This window comes from Streptantibioticus ferralitis (genome assembly GCF_029223525.1).
GTDB lineage: Bacteria > Actinomycetota > Actinomycetes > Streptomycetales > Streptomycetaceae > Streptantibioticus_A > Streptantibioticus_A ferralitis.
The window spans coordinates 38,679-57,031 of record NZ_JARHTQ010000007.1 but is presented as its reverse complement, the minus strand read 5'-3'; the positions used below and the strand labels follow the sequence as shown (position 1 = coordinate 57,031).

The following is an 18,353-nucleotide window of genomic DNA, read 5'->3' as shown; positions in this document are numbered from 1 at the left end:
GGCCGATGACGATCGCGCCGAAAGGCCCTGACCTGCCGATATGAAGGTCTTGTGCGATGAAGCTCACAGAATGAACACATCTGGGAACCAAAAGCGGTCGTAAGGGATTTGACAACACGACCCGGCCAACGGGCGGTGCCCGCCTGGGACTTCGTTGTTCCCCACCGGAACAGGCCGCGACCGGACGGCAACTGATCCAGCGGGCGCTAACCGCACACGTCCAGCCGCGACTCGGCGATGTCGGGGTTCGGCGCGCTCTGCGGCAGGAGTTGCTCGGCCCAGATGGTCTTGCCGTCGGTGGTGTAGCGGGTGCCCCAGCGCTGGGCGAACTGGGCCACCAGGAACAGGCCTCGCCCTCCTTCGTCGTTGGAGCGGGCGCGCCGTAGGTGCGGGGATGTGTTGCTGCCGTCGGAGACCTCGCAGATCAGGTGCACATCCCGGATCAGGCGCAGTCTGATCGGCTCGGAGGCGTAGCGGATGGCGTTGGTGACCAGCTCGCTGACGATCAGTTCGGTGGTGAACGCCAGATCGTCCAGGTCCCAGTCCGCCAACTGCTGGCCGGTGATCATCCGGGCGTGGCCGACGGCGGCGGGCTCACAGCTCAGGTCCCAGGTGGCGAAGTTGTCGCTGTGCAGCGCGTGGGTGCGGGCGACGAGAAAGGCCACGTCGTCGTGGGGGCGGTCCGGCAGCAGGGTGCGGACCATGCCGTCGCATATCTCTTCCAACGGGCGGTCGGGGTGGGCCAGGGCGAAGCACAGCCGCTCGAGGCCGGTCTCGACGTCGCGGTCGGCGGACGCGGTGATCAGACCGTCGGTGTAGAAGGCGAGGACACAGCCGTCAGGTATCTGCACCTCGGCGGACTCGAACGGCAGGCCGCCCAGGCCGAGCGGGGGTCCGGCCGGGATCTCGGGGAACTCGACGGCCTTGTGCAGATGGGCGATGGCGGGTGGGGGGTGACCCGCGCGGGCGAAGGTGGCGGAGCGGGAGATCGGGTCGTACACGCAGTACAGGCAGGTGGCCCCGACCACCCCGGTGCTGGGCCGGTCCGCCGCCTCGTCCTCCACGGCGAGGCGGACCACCAGATCGTCGAGGTGGGAGAGGAGTTCATCGGGCGGCAGCTCGAGATCGGCCAGGGTGTGCACGGCGGTACGCAGCCGTCCCATGGTGGCCGCGGCGTGCATACCGTGGCCGACGACGTCACCGACGACCAGTCCCACCCGGCTGCCGGACAACGACAGCACATCGAACCAGTCTCCGCCGACGCCCGCCTGGGTGTCCGCCGGCAGGTAGCGGTAGGCGGCCTCCACCGCGGTATGGGCGGGCAGGTCCTGCGGAAGCAGGCTGCGCTGGAGGGTGAGGGCGGCGCGGTGTTCACGGGTGAAGCGCCGGGCGTTGTCGATGCAGACGGCGGCGCGGGCGGCCAACTCCTCCACCAGCAGCAGGTCGTCGGCGTCGAAGGACTCGGAGTTCTTCCAGCGCATCAAGGTGGCCACGCCCACGGTGATGCCCCGGGCCCGCAAGGGGACCACCAAGTGGGAGTGGATACCCAGCTCCCGCATCTTCGCCGCGCGCAGTGGGTCCTTGCGCAACCACGGTGTGGACAGGTCCAGGACGGCGTCCAGCACCGGCCGGCCGGTGGCCATGCAGCGGGCCTGCGGCGACACCTCCGGGTACGCGACCGTCTCACCGAGAGCCGCCAGCGCTTCCGGGAGATTCGGCTGGATCGACCGGTGGGCGCTCCGCCGTAGCTCGGCGGGGTCCTCGACGAGGACCGGTTCCGGGTCCTGCTCGCCCACGACGGCGGCCAGCAGGTCCACGGCGACGAAGTCGGCGACCGGTGGGACCATGACCTCGGCCAGCTCCTCGACCGTGCGGTCCAGGTCCAGCGTGCTGCCGATGAGGACGCTGGCCTCGTTCACCAGCGCCAGCCGCTGCCGGGCACGGTGGTGACTGGTGACATCGAGCACCGCGTGCCCCACGCCCACGGTGCGACCGGCGGAGTCCTGCAGTCGGAAGGAGGAACTGGAGCGGACGTGCTGCCGGTGCGGATCGACCGCGGAGTCGACGTGCTCGATGGTGACCAGTGGCTCACCGGTCTCCAGCACCTCCCGGGCCCGCGCTTCGGCCATCGGCCCCGCGGCCCCGGGCACCGTGTCACGCAGTCGGCGGCCCAGCCGCAGCCGTGCCGGGACGCCGTCCATCCGTTCCAGCGCGGGGTTGATCATCAGGAACCTCAGCTGCGGGTCCACCACGGCCATACCGAACGGGGACTGGGTGAACAACCCCCGCAGCACCGCCTGCTCGCGGTCCCACCCCTGCACCGTGGCCAGGTCGCAGGCCACCACGAGCCAACTCGCACCGCGCCGGTCCGCGCCGAGCGGGCAGGCCTGCGCGCTGAGCTCCAGACGACGGCCGTCCCGGTGGTGCACCGCGAGCGACGCGTGCCATCCGCCGCCGACCCGGTGGCGCTGCGTCATCGCCGAGGCCGTGTCGTCGCCCTGGGTCGCCAACAGGTCCGTGGCGGGTTGCCCGATCACGTCCTGGGCCCGGTAGCCGAGCAGCGCCTCCGCGCCTCGGCTCCATCCCTCGATCAGGCCCTGCGGATCCACCACTGCCACGGCGGCATCGATGACGTCGAACGGGCAGCGTCGAGTATCGCCGCCGGACGCCTCGGGCATGTTCATAACCCCTCGCCGCACTCGTCAATTATGTCCCCTTTGGCGATCAACTGCATGGCATGACTCGGGTTGTACGCCGGCTATCGCCCGCGCCCCGGGGAAGGGCAGCGGGGATAATTGAGGAAGCCCGTCCGTCGTCCGGAGGGCGGACAGGCACTGCGCACGGCGGGTGGAAGGGAAGAGCTGGTGCCTTCGGATCGGCCGGACGACGAGGGGCACGGCCCGTTCTGGTCCGAGCCCGGGACGCTGCTGCAGCATGTGGCGGTGGCGATGTTCGGCGTGGACGAGGACGACCGCATCTGCTACTGGGGGCCCGGCGCCGGGCACCTTTTCGGTTACCCCTCCGCGGAGGTGCTGTCGAAACCGGCCGCCATCCTCTTTCCCGGTTCTCCGGCGGAGGGCTTTCCCGGCACCGCGCTCGATGGCCCGGACGGCTACGCCCGTATGACCGCGGAGAGCCGAGCCCGGGGGTACTGGCGCGGGCGGCTGCCGATCAGGCACCGGGACGGCGCGGTCTTCGACTGCGGGTTCCGGGTCTTCCCGGTGACCGGCGCCGGGGGCCGCTCGGTGGTCATGGCCCTGGCCAGCCGGGGCGACGAGCTTGATCGGGTGAAGACCAACCTCGCCTTCCTCGACGCCCTCTTCGCAACCTGCCCGATCGGGCTGGTGATGCTCGACGAGGATCTGCGTTACGTCCACCTCAACCAAGCGCTGGCCGACATGGACGGGCTGCCCATCGCGGAGCATCTCGGGCGGCGTTTCACCGAGATCGCGATCACCTCTGACGGAGGCGAGTACGAGCGCAGACTGCGCGCCGTCGCCACCGAGGGGCGCCCCATCGTGGGAATGCTGGTCGGCATGCGCACCCGCGGTCACCCCGATCGCGACCAGGTGCGGTCGGTGAGCTTCTTCCCGCTCAGCCAGGCCAGCGGCACCCGTCCCGGACTGGGCGGGCTGCTGGTGGATGTGACCGACCGGGAGCAGGCCATCGTGGAGGCGTCCGCCACCCGCCAGCGGTTGGCGCTGCTGGACCGGGCCAGCGCCCGGATCGGCACCACCTTGGATGTGCGGGTCACCGCCCAGGAACTGGTCGAAGCCGCGGTGCCGGACTTCTCCGACTGCGCCGTCGTCGAACTCGTGCAGTGGATGGACGAGGGTCGGCCGTTCGATCCCGGCCTCCCGGTGACCACCCTGCGGATCGCCTCCGGCACCGCGCGGTCACCGCGCGGGACCGAACCCGTCGGCCGGGCGGAGCACGTGCGCTACCCGCCGGGCTCCGCGGTCCACCAGGTACTCGGCACCGGCCGTCCGGTCTGCGCCCCGGCGAACGAGGAATTCCTGGCCCGTACCGTGCTGGACCAGGGGTGCGCCCGAGTACTGGCCGAGAGCGATCTGGGCTGGCTGCTGCTCGCCCCGCTCATCGCCCGCGGATCGGCCCAGGGGTTCGCCGTGTTCGGCCGATCCGCGACACGGCCGATGTTCAGCGAGGAGGATCTCAACCTGGCCGGCGAGCTCGCCTCCCGAGCCGCGCTCTGCCTGGACAACGCCCGCCTGTACAGCCGTGAGCGGGACATCGCGCTCACTCTGCAACGCGCTCTGCTCCCCCGTTCCCCGGCGACCAGCCCCTACCTGGACGTGGTCCACCGGTACCGGCCCGGCAGCCGTGTCACCGAAGTCGGTGGCGACTGGTACGACGTGATCAACCTGCCCGGCGACCGCGTCGCCCTGGTAGTCGGCGACGTGATGGGACACGGCGTGCCGGCGGCGGCGAGCATGGGCAAGCTACGCGTCACCCTTCGGGTGCTCTCCCGCCGCGACCCGGAACCGGAGGACCTGCTCACCGAACTCGACCAGATCGCCCAGGAAGCGGGCGTCGATCTGGCCACCTGCCTCTACGCCGTGTACGACCCCGCCACCGGACACACCCGCATCGCGAGTGCGGGCCACCCTCCGCCGCTCGTTCTGCACCCGGAGGGCCACGTCGAGACCATCGGCGACGTCCTGGGGGTTCCGCTGGGCGTCGGCGGCTGCCGCTTCCGGTCGACCGACATCAAGCTGCCGCGGGGCGCCACGCTCGCCCTGTACACCGACGGCCTGATCGAGGCGCCCGGTCGGGACATCGAGGACGGCCTGGCCGCGCTCCGCGCAGAACTGGGCCGTACACCGGAGCCACTGGACGCCACCGCGGACCGCGTCCTGACCCGGCTGCTCCCCACCCCACCGACCGACGACACGGTCCTGGTCCTCGCCCGCGTGCGCGAGCCGCGGCCCGGGCCGCCCCCCGAGGCGCCCGGTCCGGTAGGGGACCAGCCGACCGAGCGCCTCTAGCCGCGACGCTCAGCGGACTGATCCGCTGGGCGCCGACCGCCTACTACTCCACCACCAGCTCGACCGGGATGTTGCCCCGGGTGGCCTTGGAGTACGGGCAGAACGCGTGCGCCTGCTCGACCAGCTTGCGGCCCGCCTCACCCTGAAGCGACTCGGGCAGCTCCACGCGGAGCGTGACCGCCAGCGCGAAGCCGCCGTCGGTGTCCTTGCCGATGCCCACCTCGGCGGTCACCGAGGCGTCCTTGGTGTCGATCTTCGCCTCACGGCCGACGGCGCCCAGGGCGCTGGCGAAGCAGGCCGCGTATCCGGCGGCGAACAGCTGCTCGGGGTTGGTGCCGTCTCCGTTGCCGCCGAGCGCGGGCGGGAAGGCGAGCTGCAGGTCAAGCCTGCCGTCCGAGCTCACCGAGCGGCCCTCGCGGCCGTTGGCGGTGGCAGCGGCGGTGTAAAGCGCGTCCATGGGAAAACCGTCCTTCTCAGAAGAGAGTTGTGCACAACTCGATTGCACACAACTAAATAGTACGCTGAAGTCATGGTCAAGTCCACGACGAACGAGCACGGGGAAGATCTGCTCCAGCTCGACACCCAGATCTGCTTCGCCCTGCACGCCACCTCCCGGTCCTTCGGCGGCGTCTACCGGCAGGTCCTGCGCGACACCGGGCTGACGTACCCCCAGTACCTGGCGATGATGGCGCTCTGGGAGCACGGCGAGATGCCGGTCAAGCGTCTCGGCGAACTGCTGCGGCTGGACACCGGAACGCTCTCCCCGCTGCTGAAGCGGCTGGACACCGCCGGTCTCGTCAAGCGGGACCGCAGCCCGCACGACGAGCGCTCGGTGATCGTCGGCCTCACCGCGGCCGGCCGGGAGCTACGGGCGCAGGCCGAGCAGATCCCGTTGAAGATCCTGGCCGCCACCGGCCTTGAGCCCGAGGAACTGATCCAGCTCCGCACCACCCTCAACCGCCTGACGGACGCGCTGGACTCGGCCGCCGAGAGCCTGCAGGACTGACCGGGACCGCCATCGACCCGCCAGCTGATCGCACGTCAGCCGCACTCTCCCGAGTGGCCGACTCCCGCCCGGTGCCGGAAGATGGAGCACGGTTCCTTGCGTGGCGGAAGCCGCAGCCGTGAGGAGGCGGGCACCCATGAGTGAACCCACACGCAGACCGCAGCTGATCGGCGAACTTTCCGCGGAGTTCGCCGGAACGATGATCCTCATCCTCTTCGGCTGCGGTGTAGTGGCCCAAGTGGTGGCAGGCGGCGCCCTCACGAACCCCAAGGGCGGACTGGGCAACCACGACAGCATCGCCTGGGCCTGGGGTCTCGGTGTGATGCTCGGTGTCTACATCGCCGCGCGGATCAGCGGCGCCCACCTCAACCCCGCGGTCACGCTGGCACTCGCGGCGTTCAAAGGCTTCCCCTGGCCCAAGGTCGTGCCCTACGCGCTGGCACAGACGGCCGGTGCCTTCGCGGCGGCCCTACTGGTGCGCTGGAACTTCACCGAGGTGCTGGCGCGGGCCGACCCCACGCACAGCACCAAGACCCAGATCGTCTTCTCCACCCTGCCCGGCAACGGCTCGCTGACCGCGGGCGTCCACGAGTGGGGTGCGTTCCGCGACCAAGTCATCGGCACGGCAATACTGGTGATGCTGATCCTCGCGGTCACCGACCTGCTGAACACGCCTCCCGGCGCGAACCTCGGACCGTTCGTCGTCGGCCTCATCGTGGTGGCCATCGGCATGGCGTACGGCGCCGACGCCGGATACGCGATCAACCCGGCACGTGACTTCGGGCCGCGGCTGGCCAGCTTCATCACCGGCTACCACGGAGCCTGGCGCGATCAGTTCGGGAACCTCTACTTCTGGGTGCCGATCGTCGCGCCACTGATCGGCGGCCTGGTCGGGGCGGCCCTCTACAAGGTCCTGATCAGCCGTTATCTGCCGGTCCCCGCGCCTCAGGAGCCCGGCGAGATCCCGACGCCTCCAGGCGGCTGACCGGCCCCGCGCCGCACCCACCCACCCGCGAGAGGCAGCGAGCCATGGCGGACTTCGTCGGTGCGGTCGACCAGGGGACCACCAGCAGCCGCTTCATGATCTTCGACCACGACGGCAACGAGGTGGCCAAACACCAGTTGGAGCACACCCAGATCCTGCCGCGGCCGGGATGGGTCGAGCACGATCCGGTGGAGATCTGGGAACGGACCAACGTCGCCATCCAGACCGCCACCCGCAACGCCGGGATCTCGCCGTCCGACCTGGCTGCCATCGGCATCACCAACCAGCGCGAGACCACCGTGGTGTGGGACCCGCGCACCGGCCAGCCGTACTGCAACGCCATCGTCTGGCAGGACACCCGTACCGACGCCATCGCCGCGGCACTGGAGCGGGACGGCCACGGGGACCTGATCCGCCAACGGGCGGGACTGCCCCCGGCCACCTACTTCTCCGCGGGCAAGATCCAGTGGATTCTGGAGAACGTGGCCGGCGTGCGCGAGGCCGCCGAACGCGGCGAGGCGGTGTTCGGCACCACCGACTGCTGGGTGCTGTGGAACCTCACCGGCGGCCCCGGCGGCGGCATCCACGCGACCGATGTCACCAATGCCAGCCGCACCATGCTGATGGACCTCGAAACCCTGGACTGGGACGACGAGTTGCTCGGTCTGTTCGGCGTACCCCGCGCCATGCTGCCGAAGATCAATCCCTCGTCCCACCCCGAGGCGTACGGCCAGGCCCGCACCACCCGGCCGCTGCGCACCGCGGTACCCATCACAGGGGTACTGGGCGACCAGCAGGCCGCCACCGTCGGACAGGTGTGCTTCGCCCCGGGGGAGGCGAAGAACACCTATGGCACCGGCAACTTCCTGCTGCTCAACACCGGTACCGAGCCGGTGCGTTCGGAGAACGGTCTGATCACCACGGTCTGCTACCGGTTCGGCGACTCCCCCGCGATCTACGCGCTCGAAGGCTCGATCGCCGTGACCGGATCCGCGGTGCAGTGGCTGCGCGACCAGATGCGGACCATCCGGGACGCCGCGGAGAGCGAGACGCTGGCCCGCACCGTCGAGGACAGCGGCGGCATCTACTTCGTGCCCGCCTTCTCCGGACTGTTCGCGCCGTACTGGCGTTCCGACGCCCGCGGCGCGATCGTGGGCCTGGCGCGCTACCACACCAACGGGCACCTGGCCCGGGCCACTCTGGAAGCCATCTGCTACCAGAGCCGGGATGTGGTCGAGGCGATGTTCCAGGACTCCGGGGTGCATCTGGACGTGCTCAAGGTCGACGGCGGTGTCACCGCCAACGACCTGTGCATGCAGATCCAGGCCGACATCCTCGGCGTACCGGTCAGCCGCCCGGTCGTGGCCGAGACCACCGCGCTCGGCGCCGCCTACGCGGCCGGACTCGCCACCGGCTTCTGGCGCGACACCGACGAACTGCGCGAGCACTGGCACGAGTCCAAGCGCTGGCAGCCGCAGTGGAGCGAACAGCAGCGAGCCGACGGCTACGCGGGCTGGAAGAAGGCCGTTCAGCGCACCCTGAACTGGGTCGAGGTCCCCTGACGCAACGCCGCCGGCGCACGCCGACAGCCGGGCTCCGACACCGCCCGGGGAGAGGCAGCATACGGCAATCACGAGCACCAACTTGCAGTTGTCCCAAAGAGAATGATTATGCGTCAGGCACAACCGGAGCATGACTATGCTGCTTTGCGGCTCAGCGTGATGCGGCAGTTACGTCAAGTCAGCCCTGTGTGCTGAGTTGCCGCTGATGTCGTATCAGCTTGTCGTCGTTTCCCTAGTCTGCTGACGGTTTGAGGATGCTGATGGTTCGTGCTGGATCGTCATCCGGAGTCTCGCGGCCTGCCTCGGTTGTCCCGTGGTTACTGCCTGCCGGCGGGATCGCTGTGTGCGCGGCCGTCACCATGTCGGTCGCATCCGCCCAGGCGCGGGTACCCGTCGCCTGGTGCGGCGTCGTCGCGACGGTGGCGGTGGCCCTGGTCGCGGCCGAGGCGGCACGACGCGGGCGCAAGCTCGCGGTGCTGCGGGACCGGCTCGCCGCGCAGGAGAACGCCCTCAACAGTCGTCTGGCTCAGCAACGAGCCGAGACGCTGTGGCTGGCGGACGTACTGCTCCCCGACGCCGTGGCCCGAATCCAGAAGGGCGAGTTCCCCGAGGACGTGCTGGCGGCGATCGCCGCCACCCGGACCGGCCGCGATCCGGACTCCGCGGCCGTGCACCTGAAGGTGGTCCGTACGGTGCTGGAGGCCGTGTCCGCGGAGGAGGACATGCGTGACTCCGCGCAACGCGCCTTCGTGAACATCGCCCGGCGCGTGCAGGCCATCGTCCACCAACAGGCCCGTGGCCTGCGGGAGATGGAGGACCGGCACGGCAACGACCCCGAGGTCTTCGGTGACCTGCTGCGACTGGACCACGGCACCGCGCTGATCGGTCGGCTCGCCGACAGCATCGCGGTACTGGGCGGGGCCCGGCCGGGCAGGCAGTGGAGCAGGGCCGTACCGCTGTTCAGCTGTCTGCGCGGTGCGATGTCGCGGATCCTGGACTACCAGCGGGTGGAACTGCACTCGGTGTCGGAGATCGCCATCGTCGGTCCCACCGTCGAGCCGTTGATCCACGCGCTGTCCGAACTGCTGGACAACGCCACCCGGTATTCGCCACCGGAGACCCGGGTGCATCTGACCGCGGTCGAGGTGCAGGCCGGCATCGCCGTGGAGATCGAGGACGGTGGCGTCAGCCTCAGCGAGGAGGCCCGGACCCGAGCCGAGCGGATGCTGGCGCAGGCGCAGGCGGGCATCGACCTGAACGACCTGGGCGAGACACCGCGACTCGGACTGGCGGTGGTGGGACGGCTGTCCCAGGCCTACGGCTTCCAGGTCTCGCTACGGTCGTCGGCGTACGGCGGGGTGCGCGCGGTTCTGATCGTGCCTCAGGAGCACCTCACCACGGCCTCCGCGGTGGGACGGGCGCACGGTATCGGTGCGGTCTCGGTGACCCGGCAGGACACTTCGCATCCGCGGATCTCGATTCCGCGGCCGGTGACCGGCCCCCGCCGCACGATGCCGGTCACCGCGATGGACGACGACACGCCGGTGGTGACCGAGCGCACCGCGAACGGGCTGCCCCAGCGGCGCCGACGGCGCCCGTTTCCGCCGCCCCGTACGGCCTCCGCGTCGGCCGCGCCCACTCCTGTCACCGCCCCCGACGACGCGGGGCAGGCCAAGGAGCCAGTGCAGCCCGGTATGTGGTTGGCCGCCTTCCAGAGCGCTGTGTCCGGCGAGCCATCGGAAGCCGCTCCAGTCCACGAGAACAGTGAAGAGTCGTCGGATAAGGGTGAATAGCCATGATGCAGTTGCGAGCCAACATGGACTGGATGCTCAAGGATCTGGCGTCGAGCGTCCCGTACACCCGTCAGGTGGTGGTGCTGTCCTCGGACGGCTTGCGGATGGCGCAGTACGGCGCGGACACCGACGCCGCCGACCGCCTGGCCGCGGCCTGCGCGGGGCTGCAGAGCCTGGCGGCCGCGGTGGCCGCCGAATTCCCGCACAGCAACGGCACGATGCGGTTGGTCGTGATCGAGATCAACGGCGGCTTCTTCTATCTGATGGCGGCGGGAGCCGGAGCGTATCTGGCGGTACTCGCCGACGAAGGAGTCGACGCGGGCCTGATGGGACAGCGTATGCGGGACCTGGTGGCCCGTATCGGTGAGCACCTGAGCAGCCCGCCGCGCAACGACGGGCAGGCCACATGAGCGAATCAGACCAGAAGTCGGATGCACAGGAGTGGGATGAAGGTGATCCGGAACGCCTCTACGTGATCACCCGTGGGCGCAGCGGTTCGACCGAGAAGGCCGCCATCGATCTGGTCACACTGGTCGTGTCCCGGTCGGGGCCGATGCCGGGGATGCAGCCGGAGCACGCGGCGATCTTGCGGCTGTGCCAGTCCCCGCTTTCCGTGGCCGAGATCTCGGCGTACTTACATTTGCCGGTCAGCGTGGTCACCGTGCTGGTCGCGGACCTGCTGGCCGGTGAACGGGTGGAGGCGCGTGCGCTGGTACCGCCCGCCCAACTTCCGGATGCGGCGCTCATTGAGGCGGTGATGCATGGACTTCAAAAGCTCTGAACTGGTCGACGCCGACACTGTCGTCGGACCGCGGGTAGAGGACACGTTGCCGTCGTCGGCCACGGCCGCGGTGAAGATCGTGATCGTAGGGGGTTTCGGGGTCGGCAAGACCACCCTGGTCGGTTCGGTGAGCGAGATCCGCCCGCTGACCACCGAGGAGACGATGACCCAGGCCGGTGTGGGCGTGGACGATGTCGCCGGGGTGGAGCGCAAGACCGCGACCACCGTGGCCATGGACTTCGGCCGGATCAGCATCAACGACGAGCTGGTGCTGTATCTGTTCGGCACACCGGGCCAACAGCGCTTCTGGTTCCTCTGGAACGGCTTGTTCCGCGGCGCGCTGGGTGCCGTGGTGCTGGTCGACACCCGCCGCCTGGAAGTGAGTTTCGATGTGATCGGGCGACTGGAGGAGCGGGACGTCCCCTTCGTCGTCGCCATGAACACCTTCCCTGACGCGCCCAGCTACCCCATCGATGAGCTGCGGACCGCCCTGGACCTGCCCGCCCACGTCCCCATCGTCGACTGCGACGCCCGCAAGCGGGCCTCTAGCCGCGACGTCCTGATGACGCTGATGCGCTACCTGCACTCCCTCGCCGTGACCCCGGAGCCCTCGTGACCACAACTCCCCCCGACCACCCCCGCACCGACTCCCCCCTCACCCCGCCGCCGGGGTGCCCCGCCCACTCCATCGGTCCCATCGGCCCCGGCGGCGTACGGCGGCTCTACGGCCCGGAGGCCGAGGCCGATCCGGTGGGCCTGTACAACGAACTCCGCACCGAACATGGTGCGGTCGCACCGGTGTTGGTACACGGCGACCTACCGGCGTGGCTGATCCTGGGGTACGCCGAGAACCTGGAGGTCATGCGCACGCCATCACGGTTCTCCCGGGATTCACGACGGTGGCGGGAACTGCAGAACGGGAGAGTGCCGGCGGACTCGCCACTGCTGCCGGTGGTCGCTTGGCAGCCACTCTGCGTTTTCGCCGACGGCGAGGAGCACGAGCGGCTGCGTGCGGCGGTGACCGAGAGCATGAACCGCTTCGATCGGCGAGGAATCCGACGCTACGTCGTTCGATTCGCCAATCAGCTCGTCGACAGCTTTGCCGCTGATGGCAAGGCCGAGTTGGTGGAACAGTTCGCCGAGCACCTACCCATGCTGACCCTGACGCAGCTCCTCGGCATGCCCGACGAGTACGGCCCACGCCTTGTCGACGCTGCCCGGGACATGCTCAAGGGGACCGAGACGGCCATCGCGAGCAACGAGTACGTGATGAAAACGCTGCGTCAGCTCGTCGCGGCCAAACGTGCTCTGCCCGGCAAGGACTTCGCATCGTGGCTGCTGGAACACCGCGCCGATCTGGCTGACGACGAGGCAGCGGAACACCTACGTCTCGTCCTCATCACCGCGTACGAAACAACCGCCAATCTCATCGCGAACACCTTGCGGATGGTACTGACCGACCCCCGCTTCCGCGCCTCGCTGGCGGGTGGGCACATGACCCTTCCCGATGCGGTGGAACAAGTGCTCTGGGACGCACCGCCATTCGGGCGCGTCTACGGCCGCTGGGCCACCGGGGACACCGAGTTCGCCGATCAGAAGATCAAATCCGGTGACCTGCTTGTCCTCGGCCTGGCCGCGGGGAATATCGACCCGGCGATCCGTCCCGACCTCTCTGTCCCGGTCCACGGGAACCGGTCCCATCTCTCATTCAGCAGTGGCCCACACGAGTGCCCCGGCCAGGACATCGGCCGAGCCATCGCCGACACCGGCATCGACGCCCTCCTGGTTCGGCTACCCGACATCGAGTTGGCGGTACTAGAGGACCAACTTGACTGGGAATCCTCGCTGTTGTCGCGGCGCCTGATGGCCGTGCCGGTGCGGTTCACGCCACGAGAGCCCGAAGCCGCGCAGGTCACGGGGTCTCCCGTAATGCCAATGCCGCCCGAGAGCCCGAAGTTCCCGGCGCCGGCGCCGCCACCGCAGGAAGCCCCGGCCGCTCCCGTGCCCGCCTCCGATCGGGTCAGGGCCTGGTGGCGTTCCCTGACCCGGTGGTTGCGAGCACGGTGAACCAGTGGGGTCATGACGATGCGGGATGCACGTGCTCGACGTGCATCCCGCATCGCATACCCGCGCCGACAGGCAACGTGCGGACGATCCCGCAGCCGCCTTGAAGTCAGGACGTCATGTCCCGCCAACTAACCGTGATGCGCAGGGTCGTGCCGTCCTCCAGGTGGTGCACAGGCGAGTAGCGCGGTGAGAGCTGGTGGCCAGTGACCAGGCCGGCCAGAAGGTGGTGGACTGCGTCCAGCCACCAGGCGATCTCCGGGCTGCGGTTGCGCAGGTGGTAGTCGACCGTGCGCAACTGGCACAGGTGTTGGGCGTGCAGTCGGGCGGCATCCTCACTCGCCTCGGCCCAGGTGATGCCGTTGTGGTGGGCTATGGAGGAGACGAGGTTGGGCCAGTCGGCCTTCGCGTCCATGGTGACGCCGTGCAGGTCGTTGTCAACGAGGTGCACACTGCCGACGAGTTCGTGAATGCGCTCGTGATCGACGTCCAGTGCGGCAGAAGGAAGCTCCCGTCCGAGGGCGAACTCGATCAACTCCACCCACGGGCCCATGCCGGCGGCGCGGACGCGAATCCCGGAGTAGATCCCGACTTCCGGGTACCGGCCCCAGCTGGCAACCATCTGCGCTTCGGATCGGACAGCGTCCTGCCAGTCGCCGTAGCGTTCCCCGAAACGCCGACACCAGTTGGGGCTGGCCAGTTCCGCGAAGTCCCGGCCGATCTCCCACCAGGCACGGATCTCCCGGTCGGGCGTGAGGGGCGGCTCGGGCAGTGTGCCGGTGAGGGCGCATCGGATGAGGTCCGCCCGCTCCTTGTCGATGCCTCCTTCGTTCTCAAGCCGGTCATCGTGCCTGGTCCAAAGCGCCAGGAACCGCGTGATCACGTCGAGAGCGCCGGGCCGGGCGTCGGGGTAGCAGTGGACCGCGAAGATCTTGGATTGCAGATCCCTGACGAATGTGTGGTCTTCCGCCGTTTCGAGGTAACCGAGGCGTTTGAGCCACGGAACCTCCGGGTCGCCTTGGAGGGTGGTACTAGGCGGCCGTGACCAGCTCGCGGGGTAGGACAGGACGACCTCTCGGATGGGGTATTCGTTGGCTGAGGGGAATGCAGCCGACATCAAGCGTCCTTTCTGGGGTTCTCATCTCATAGCGGCCTGTCCCCGCGGATGGCTTACTGGTGGCGCGGCCGCCCATCACCCATGACGGGTCAGTAGGTACACCACGCCGCGACCTGCTCATCCGGCCGGAGAACATCGTCGCCACGATCGCCAAGATTTTCGGCGTCTCGCGCAACACCAGCTACGAGTACGTGCACGAATTACAGGGCACCCGACGCGTCCTCGCTGAGACGGCGGCCGGAACCGTCGAATTGCCCCAGGCGAGCGGCACACGGGGAGTGACCCCGGCGCCGAGAGCCTCGCAGACCGAGAGGCTGTTCCGCTGCCTTTTCGGCGAAAACCACTGGAACCCCATGAGCACTGCGCACTTCGGTCGAGTCGAGCCAGGATGCTCCCCGACCAGGCAGGTTGAGGCTGAAGGACGTGGTCTGGCCCTTGCGAGACCGCCGGTCATTCCTGGACGAAGAGAGAAATCAAGGACTATTGACCCAGTACGGTTCCCGAACTCGTGGAAAACATACTTTCGAGTAAAGGGACCGAAAGGTCTCCGGAGGTAGAGACGTCTTTCGCTGGTGGTGCGACATGAACCTCTCCGGCCATGATCAAACCGCCCCCCCATAAGGCATGTGAACTATCCGCCCCTGTCGGACCGCACAAGCGCGAACGCATCTTCTGATCTCTCGGCGACGCTGTACTGCACACCACATGCCATTAAACGCCCGAAGACGCCGACAGGGAACAGTGCATACCGCTTCTCATACGGGAGCGCCTGTTGCCCCGATTGAACTCGTAGAGGCGGGCTGGTCCCTTATGCGGAGCGGTAGTCAGACAAGTCTCGGTGAGGCGGCCGTGACACGACGGCCGCTGGCAGAACCTAGCGCCGGTATACGCACGGAGTGGTGGTGCTCAACCCGACAAACCCCAACCGCCCCAGGATCGGCTGGCTCTGGTCGGAGGCGTCGACCTGCAAGTACCGGTAGCCGCGTTCGGCGGCGAGGGCGGCTCGGTGGGCGATCAGGGCACGGTAGATGCCCTTGCCTCGCCAAGGCACGAGGGTGCCGCCGCCCCACAGGCTGGCGAAATCGGTGCCCGGGTGGAGTTCCATCCGGGCCGCGCAGACCGGCTGGTCGCCGGACATGGCGACGGTGGCGGTGACCGTGTCCGAGTCCTCGGCGAGTTGGGCCAGCAGCCGGTGCCTGAGGCGGGAGCCGTCGGTGCCGAACACCCGCTCGTGGACGTCCACCACGAGGTCCACCCCGGAGGGGTCGGTGACGGGGCGCAGGTGGATGCCCTCGGGTAGGGCCACCTCGGTGGGCAGGTCGCTCACCTCGGCGACCATCAGCGTCTCCTCGGGGCCTGGGGTGAACCCGGCCGCGCGGAGCCGCCCCGGGAGGTCGGCCGGGCGGTCATGGGAGTAGAGCTTCCACTCCAACTCACGAAGCCCGAGCGAGGTGAAATGGCCTACCTGTGCGGCGATCGCGGCATCCGCGGTGTCCTCGGTCAGGGCTGACCAAAGAACCCCGTTCCAGTCCTGGTCGGTGCCGACCTGACGCACCACGTCCCCGACCCGCTCGACCCGGGCGCCTGGGCCGTCGACCCGGGCGCCCTGCCTCATCTGCTGGTCGAACGCCGCCAGCACCGCCTCTTCGCTGTTCATCCGGCTCACTTCAGCATTCAAGGGCGACCGGCGGCAACGCGTTTTAAGCCTGGTCCCGGAACGTCAGGACCGCCGCGGACTCCGCGCCGTTCGACGCGTTGATCGTCGACTGGGCCTGCGGCGGAGACTGGCGCAGGAACACCCCGGCGAACCGGCCGCCGAACACCAGCGGCGCCAGCACCACCTCGCGCTCTGGCGGAGTCGTGCCGGGCAGCTCGACCACCGCCGGACGCAGCCGCTCCTGCAACACATGGCGTTCCCGCTGATCGGCCAGTCGTTCCCGAACCAGCGCCCGCCATTGCGCGTCGTCCATGGTGCAGCCGAACGCCACGTTCTTGCCGCCGTACGCCGACGCCGGTTTGCAGATCAGCCGTTCGCGATCGGTGACCGCGCGGTCGGCGGTCTCCGGCCGCAGCCGGAAGGTCGTCGGTACGTGTGCCCGTACCAACTCCCGCTCGTCCGCGCGCAGATGGGTGGCGAACTCCGGGGCGGTGAGCAGTTCCAGGTTCGCCTTGTTGTCGAAGAGCGCGGCGGCCGGGGAGCCGATGAAGTCCAGCTTGCCCGCGATGTCGAGATCCATCAGTGCCCGGGTTCGCGCGGGCGGTACGAAGTGCCTCGCCTCGTGCCAGGTGTACATCGTCACCACGACGTCCACCCGTCTGCCCTCGAAGTGCCCGCCCTCGTCGGTCAGTTCCAGGTCGGACACCAGTCCGCAACTGATCTCGTAGCCCGCGGAGCGGACCATGTCGACGAAGAAGCGGCGGCCCGAGTCGATGTCCGCCGGATTGGCGATCGCCTCGAAGACGTGCGGTGGTTGGTCGCCGCGTCGCCGCACCAGCCCGGCGAACATCTCCAGCCACACCTTCGAGGTGTCCGGCCCGTGCAGACCCAGTCCGCGCTGCCGCAGGAAGCGGTTGTAGGCCGAGTCCCGGGCTGCGGCGGTGTACGGGGCGAGGGTGCTCAGCCCGCCGAGCGAGGTGGCCACGTTCATCTCGACCAGCTTCAGGCCGTCGTCGGTCACCAGCAGGTCGGGGCGCATGAACGAGGTGGCGGCGCGGCGCAGCCGGGGGCTGCGCAGTGCAGCGCACATCAGGTCGGCGTCCTCGCCCGGCACACCGAGGTACTCGGCCCACGCCGCGAGGTCGTCGCCGAAGACCCGTCGCGGGAAGCCGGCGACCAGCTCGGCGAGGCGTACCCCGGTCGTCGCGGTCCGGTCGGCCGCGGCGGTGGTGAAGAACTGCGGCGGGTACATATGGCGCCAGTTGGGACGGTGGATGCTCGCCAGGAAGCGCGCCCGGTCGGGCTCGGCGTCCGTGGTGGCCGCGAAGTCCGTCCACGCCTCAACGGCCCGCGGCTCCAGCCAGTTCCACGGGCTCATGACAGCTTCCCCGAGGCGCGCAGCGCGGCCAGCACGGTGTTGACGGCCTCGGAGGACCGGTCGACTCCGGTGGCGCGGTAGGCGTAGCTCAGCCCGCCCGGGTTCACCAGGTTGAACTCCATGACGTACGGGTACGCCAGGTCGATGCCGGAGTAGAAGATGCCCAGCTCCATCATCCGCTTGCCGAGCCGGCGCACGAAGTCGTCCTCCTCCGGGGTCAGCGTGAGGGCCTCGAACCTGGCGCCGAGTGTGACGTTGGCCCGGTCGTCGTGGTCGGGGTGGAAGCGCCGGAAGCCGCTCACCGGCACGTCCCCGGCGATGATCACCCGTTTCTCGTTGCTGCGCACGTTCGGTATGTACTCCTGCACGGCGGTGTAGCGCTTGGCCATGCCGATGATGTCGCGGCCGTACCTGCCGTAGCGCGGTGCGGCGTTGCCGGTGGCAGACTGCAGCAGCGCGGAGCGGTTGCGCTCGTTCTTGCTGAGGAAGTAGACGTCGGCGCCGATACCGTCGTTCGTCGGCTTGACCACCCAGGTCCGCTCGCTGTCGGATTCGACGAGGCTGGTCAGGAAGTCGAAGTCGTTCGACACGTACGACGCGGGGAGGTTCTCGTTCGGCACCGCGGCGCCGAGGGTGGTCTTGGAGTTCATGTAGAACAGCGCCGACGCTTCGTTGACGAACGGCACCCGCCGGTTGAGCAGCCACAGCAGCTGGAAGTGGTCGGTGAGCGCATCGGGGTGGGTGCCCGCGAGCACCCACACCAGGTCGAACTCCTCGGCGCTTGCGTAGGTCTCGCTCAGTGCCGGGAAGTCGCTGCCGACGAGGTACTCCTCGGTCAGCTTCACCCGGTCGCAGACCACGACGGAGTCGTGCACGCAGAGCGTGTCGATGTCGCCGATGTAGACCTCGTGGCCTTCGCGGTGCAGCGCGCTGGGGATGATCGAGTGGTTGTCGAGCCGGAAGGTGGCCGCCTCGGAGACCAGGACCAGGATCTTGTACGACAC

General features: G+C 69.0%; 15 protein-coding genes. 9 read left to right on the top strand and 6 right to left on the bottom strand.

The features are described 5' to 3' along the window. Nucleotides 1-206: 206 nt before the first annotated feature. Entirely contained in the window at nt 207-2,678 is a 2,472-nt protein-coding gene (locus tag P2L57_RS12955; protein ID WP_275813102.1) for a SpoIIE family protein phosphatase, read from the bottom strand. Between the two features lie 186 nt (nt 2,679-2,864). On the opposite strand from P2L57_RS12955, the gene P2L57_RS12950 reads away from it, so the two are divergent. Then, on the top strand, nt 2,865-5,006 hold the full coding sequence (locus tag P2L57_RS12950) for a SpoIIE family protein phosphatase (protein WP_275813100.1): 2,142 nt from the start codon (nt 2,865-2,867) through the stop codon (nt 5,004-5,006). 43 nt (nt 5,007-5,049) lie between these two features. Here the strand turns inward: P2L57_RS12950 and P2L57_RS12945 are convergent, their stop codons facing one another. Further along, nucleotides 5,050-5,463: an organic hydroperoxide resistance protein gene (locus P2L57_RS12945; protein WP_275813098.1), complete on the bottom strand. Its 414-nt coding sequence runs from the start codon at nt 5,461-5,463 to the stop codon at nt 5,050-5,052. A 72-nt stretch (nt 5,464-5,535) separates the two neighbouring features. Here P2L57_RS12945 and P2L57_RS12940 point away from each other — a divergent pair, with 72 nt between their 5' ends. From P2L57_RS12940 to P2L57_RS12905, 8 genes are all read left to right on the top strand, one after another. After that, nucleotides 5,536-6,012 carry a MarR family winged helix-turn-helix transcriptional regulator gene (locus P2L57_RS12940; protein WP_275813096.1) on the top strand — a complete coding sequence of 159 codons (477 nt, stop codon included), beginning with the start codon at nt 5,536-5,538 and terminating at the stop codon, nt 6,010-6,012. Between the two features lie 136 nt (nt 6,013-6,148). Next, nucleotides 6,149-6,997 (top strand): MIP/aquaporin family protein, encoded by an 849-nt coding sequence (locus P2L57_RS12935; protein ID WP_275813094.1) that lies wholly within the window; start codon nt 6,149-6,151, stop codon nt 6,995-6,997. A 44-nt stretch (nt 6,998-7,041) separates the two neighbouring features. Further along, complete coding sequence (gene glpK, locus P2L57_RS12930; RefSeq protein WP_275813092.1) at nt 7,042-8,559, top strand: glycerol kinase GlpK; 1,518 nt, start codon at nt 7,042-7,044, stop codon at nt 8,557-8,559. 260 nt (nt 8,560-8,819) lie between these two features. Further along, entirely contained in the window at nt 8,820-10,352 is a 1,533-nt protein-coding gene (locus P2L57_RS12925; protein WP_275813745.1) for a sensor histidine kinase, read from the top strand. 2 nt (nt 10,353-10,354) lie between these two features. Then, nucleotides 10,355-10,762 (top strand): roadblock/LC7 domain-containing protein, encoded by a 408-nt coding sequence (locus tag P2L57_RS12920; RefSeq protein WP_275813090.1) that lies wholly within the window; start codon nt 10,355-10,357, stop codon nt 10,760-10,762. Beyond that, entirely contained in the window at nt 10,759-11,133 is a 375-nt protein-coding gene (locus P2L57_RS12915; protein WP_275813088.1) for a DUF742 domain-containing protein, read from the top strand. The genes P2L57_RS12920 and P2L57_RS12915 overlap by 4 nt, the downstream gene beginning before the upstream one ends. After that, entirely contained in the window at nt 11,114-11,749 is a 636-nt protein-coding gene (locus tag P2L57_RS12910; RefSeq protein ID WP_275813084.1) for a GTP-binding protein, read from the top strand. The genes P2L57_RS12915 and P2L57_RS12910 overlap by 20 nt, the downstream gene beginning before the upstream one ends. 335 nt (nt 11,750-12,084) lie before the next feature. After that, nucleotides 12,085-13,200, top strand: a complete 1,116-nt coding sequence (locus P2L57_RS12905) for a cytochrome P450 family protein (protein WP_372515693.1) — start codon at nt 12,085-12,087, stop codon at nt 13,198-13,200. A 106-nt stretch (nt 13,201-13,306) separates the two neighbouring features. Here P2L57_RS12905 and P2L57_RS12900 read toward each other — a convergent pair whose 3' ends face one another. The 4 genes from P2L57_RS12900 to P2L57_RS12885 all read right to left on the bottom strand — a co-directional run bounded on the left by P2L57_RS12900 (nt 13,307) and on the right by P2L57_RS12885 (nt 18,353). Further along, a complete protein-coding gene (locus P2L57_RS12900; RefSeq protein ID WP_275813079.1) occupies nt 13,307-14,314 on the bottom strand; it encodes a bifunctional terpene synthase/polyprenyl synthetase family protein in 1,008 nt (335 codons plus the stop codon). A gap of 874 nt (nt 14,315-15,188) precedes the next feature. After that, the gene (locus P2L57_RS12895) at nt 15,189-15,971 is read right to left on the bottom strand and encodes a GNAT family N-acetyltransferase (RefSeq protein WP_275813077.1); all 783 of its coding nucleotides are present in this window, start codon (nt 15,969-15,971) and stop codon (nt 15,189-15,191) included. A 43-nt stretch (nt 15,972-16,014) separates the two neighbouring features. Continuing rightward, nucleotides 16,015-17,349, bottom strand: coding sequence for a hypothetical protein (locus tag P2L57_RS12890; RefSeq protein ID WP_275813074.1), 1,335 nt, complete (start codon nt 17,347-17,349; stop codon nt 16,015-16,017). Next, a complete protein-coding gene (locus P2L57_RS12885; RefSeq protein WP_275813071.1) occupies nt 17,346-18,353 on the bottom strand; it encodes an ATP-grasp domain-containing protein in 1,008 nt (335 codons plus the stop codon). The genes P2L57_RS12890 and P2L57_RS12885 overlap by 4 nt, the downstream gene beginning before the upstream one ends.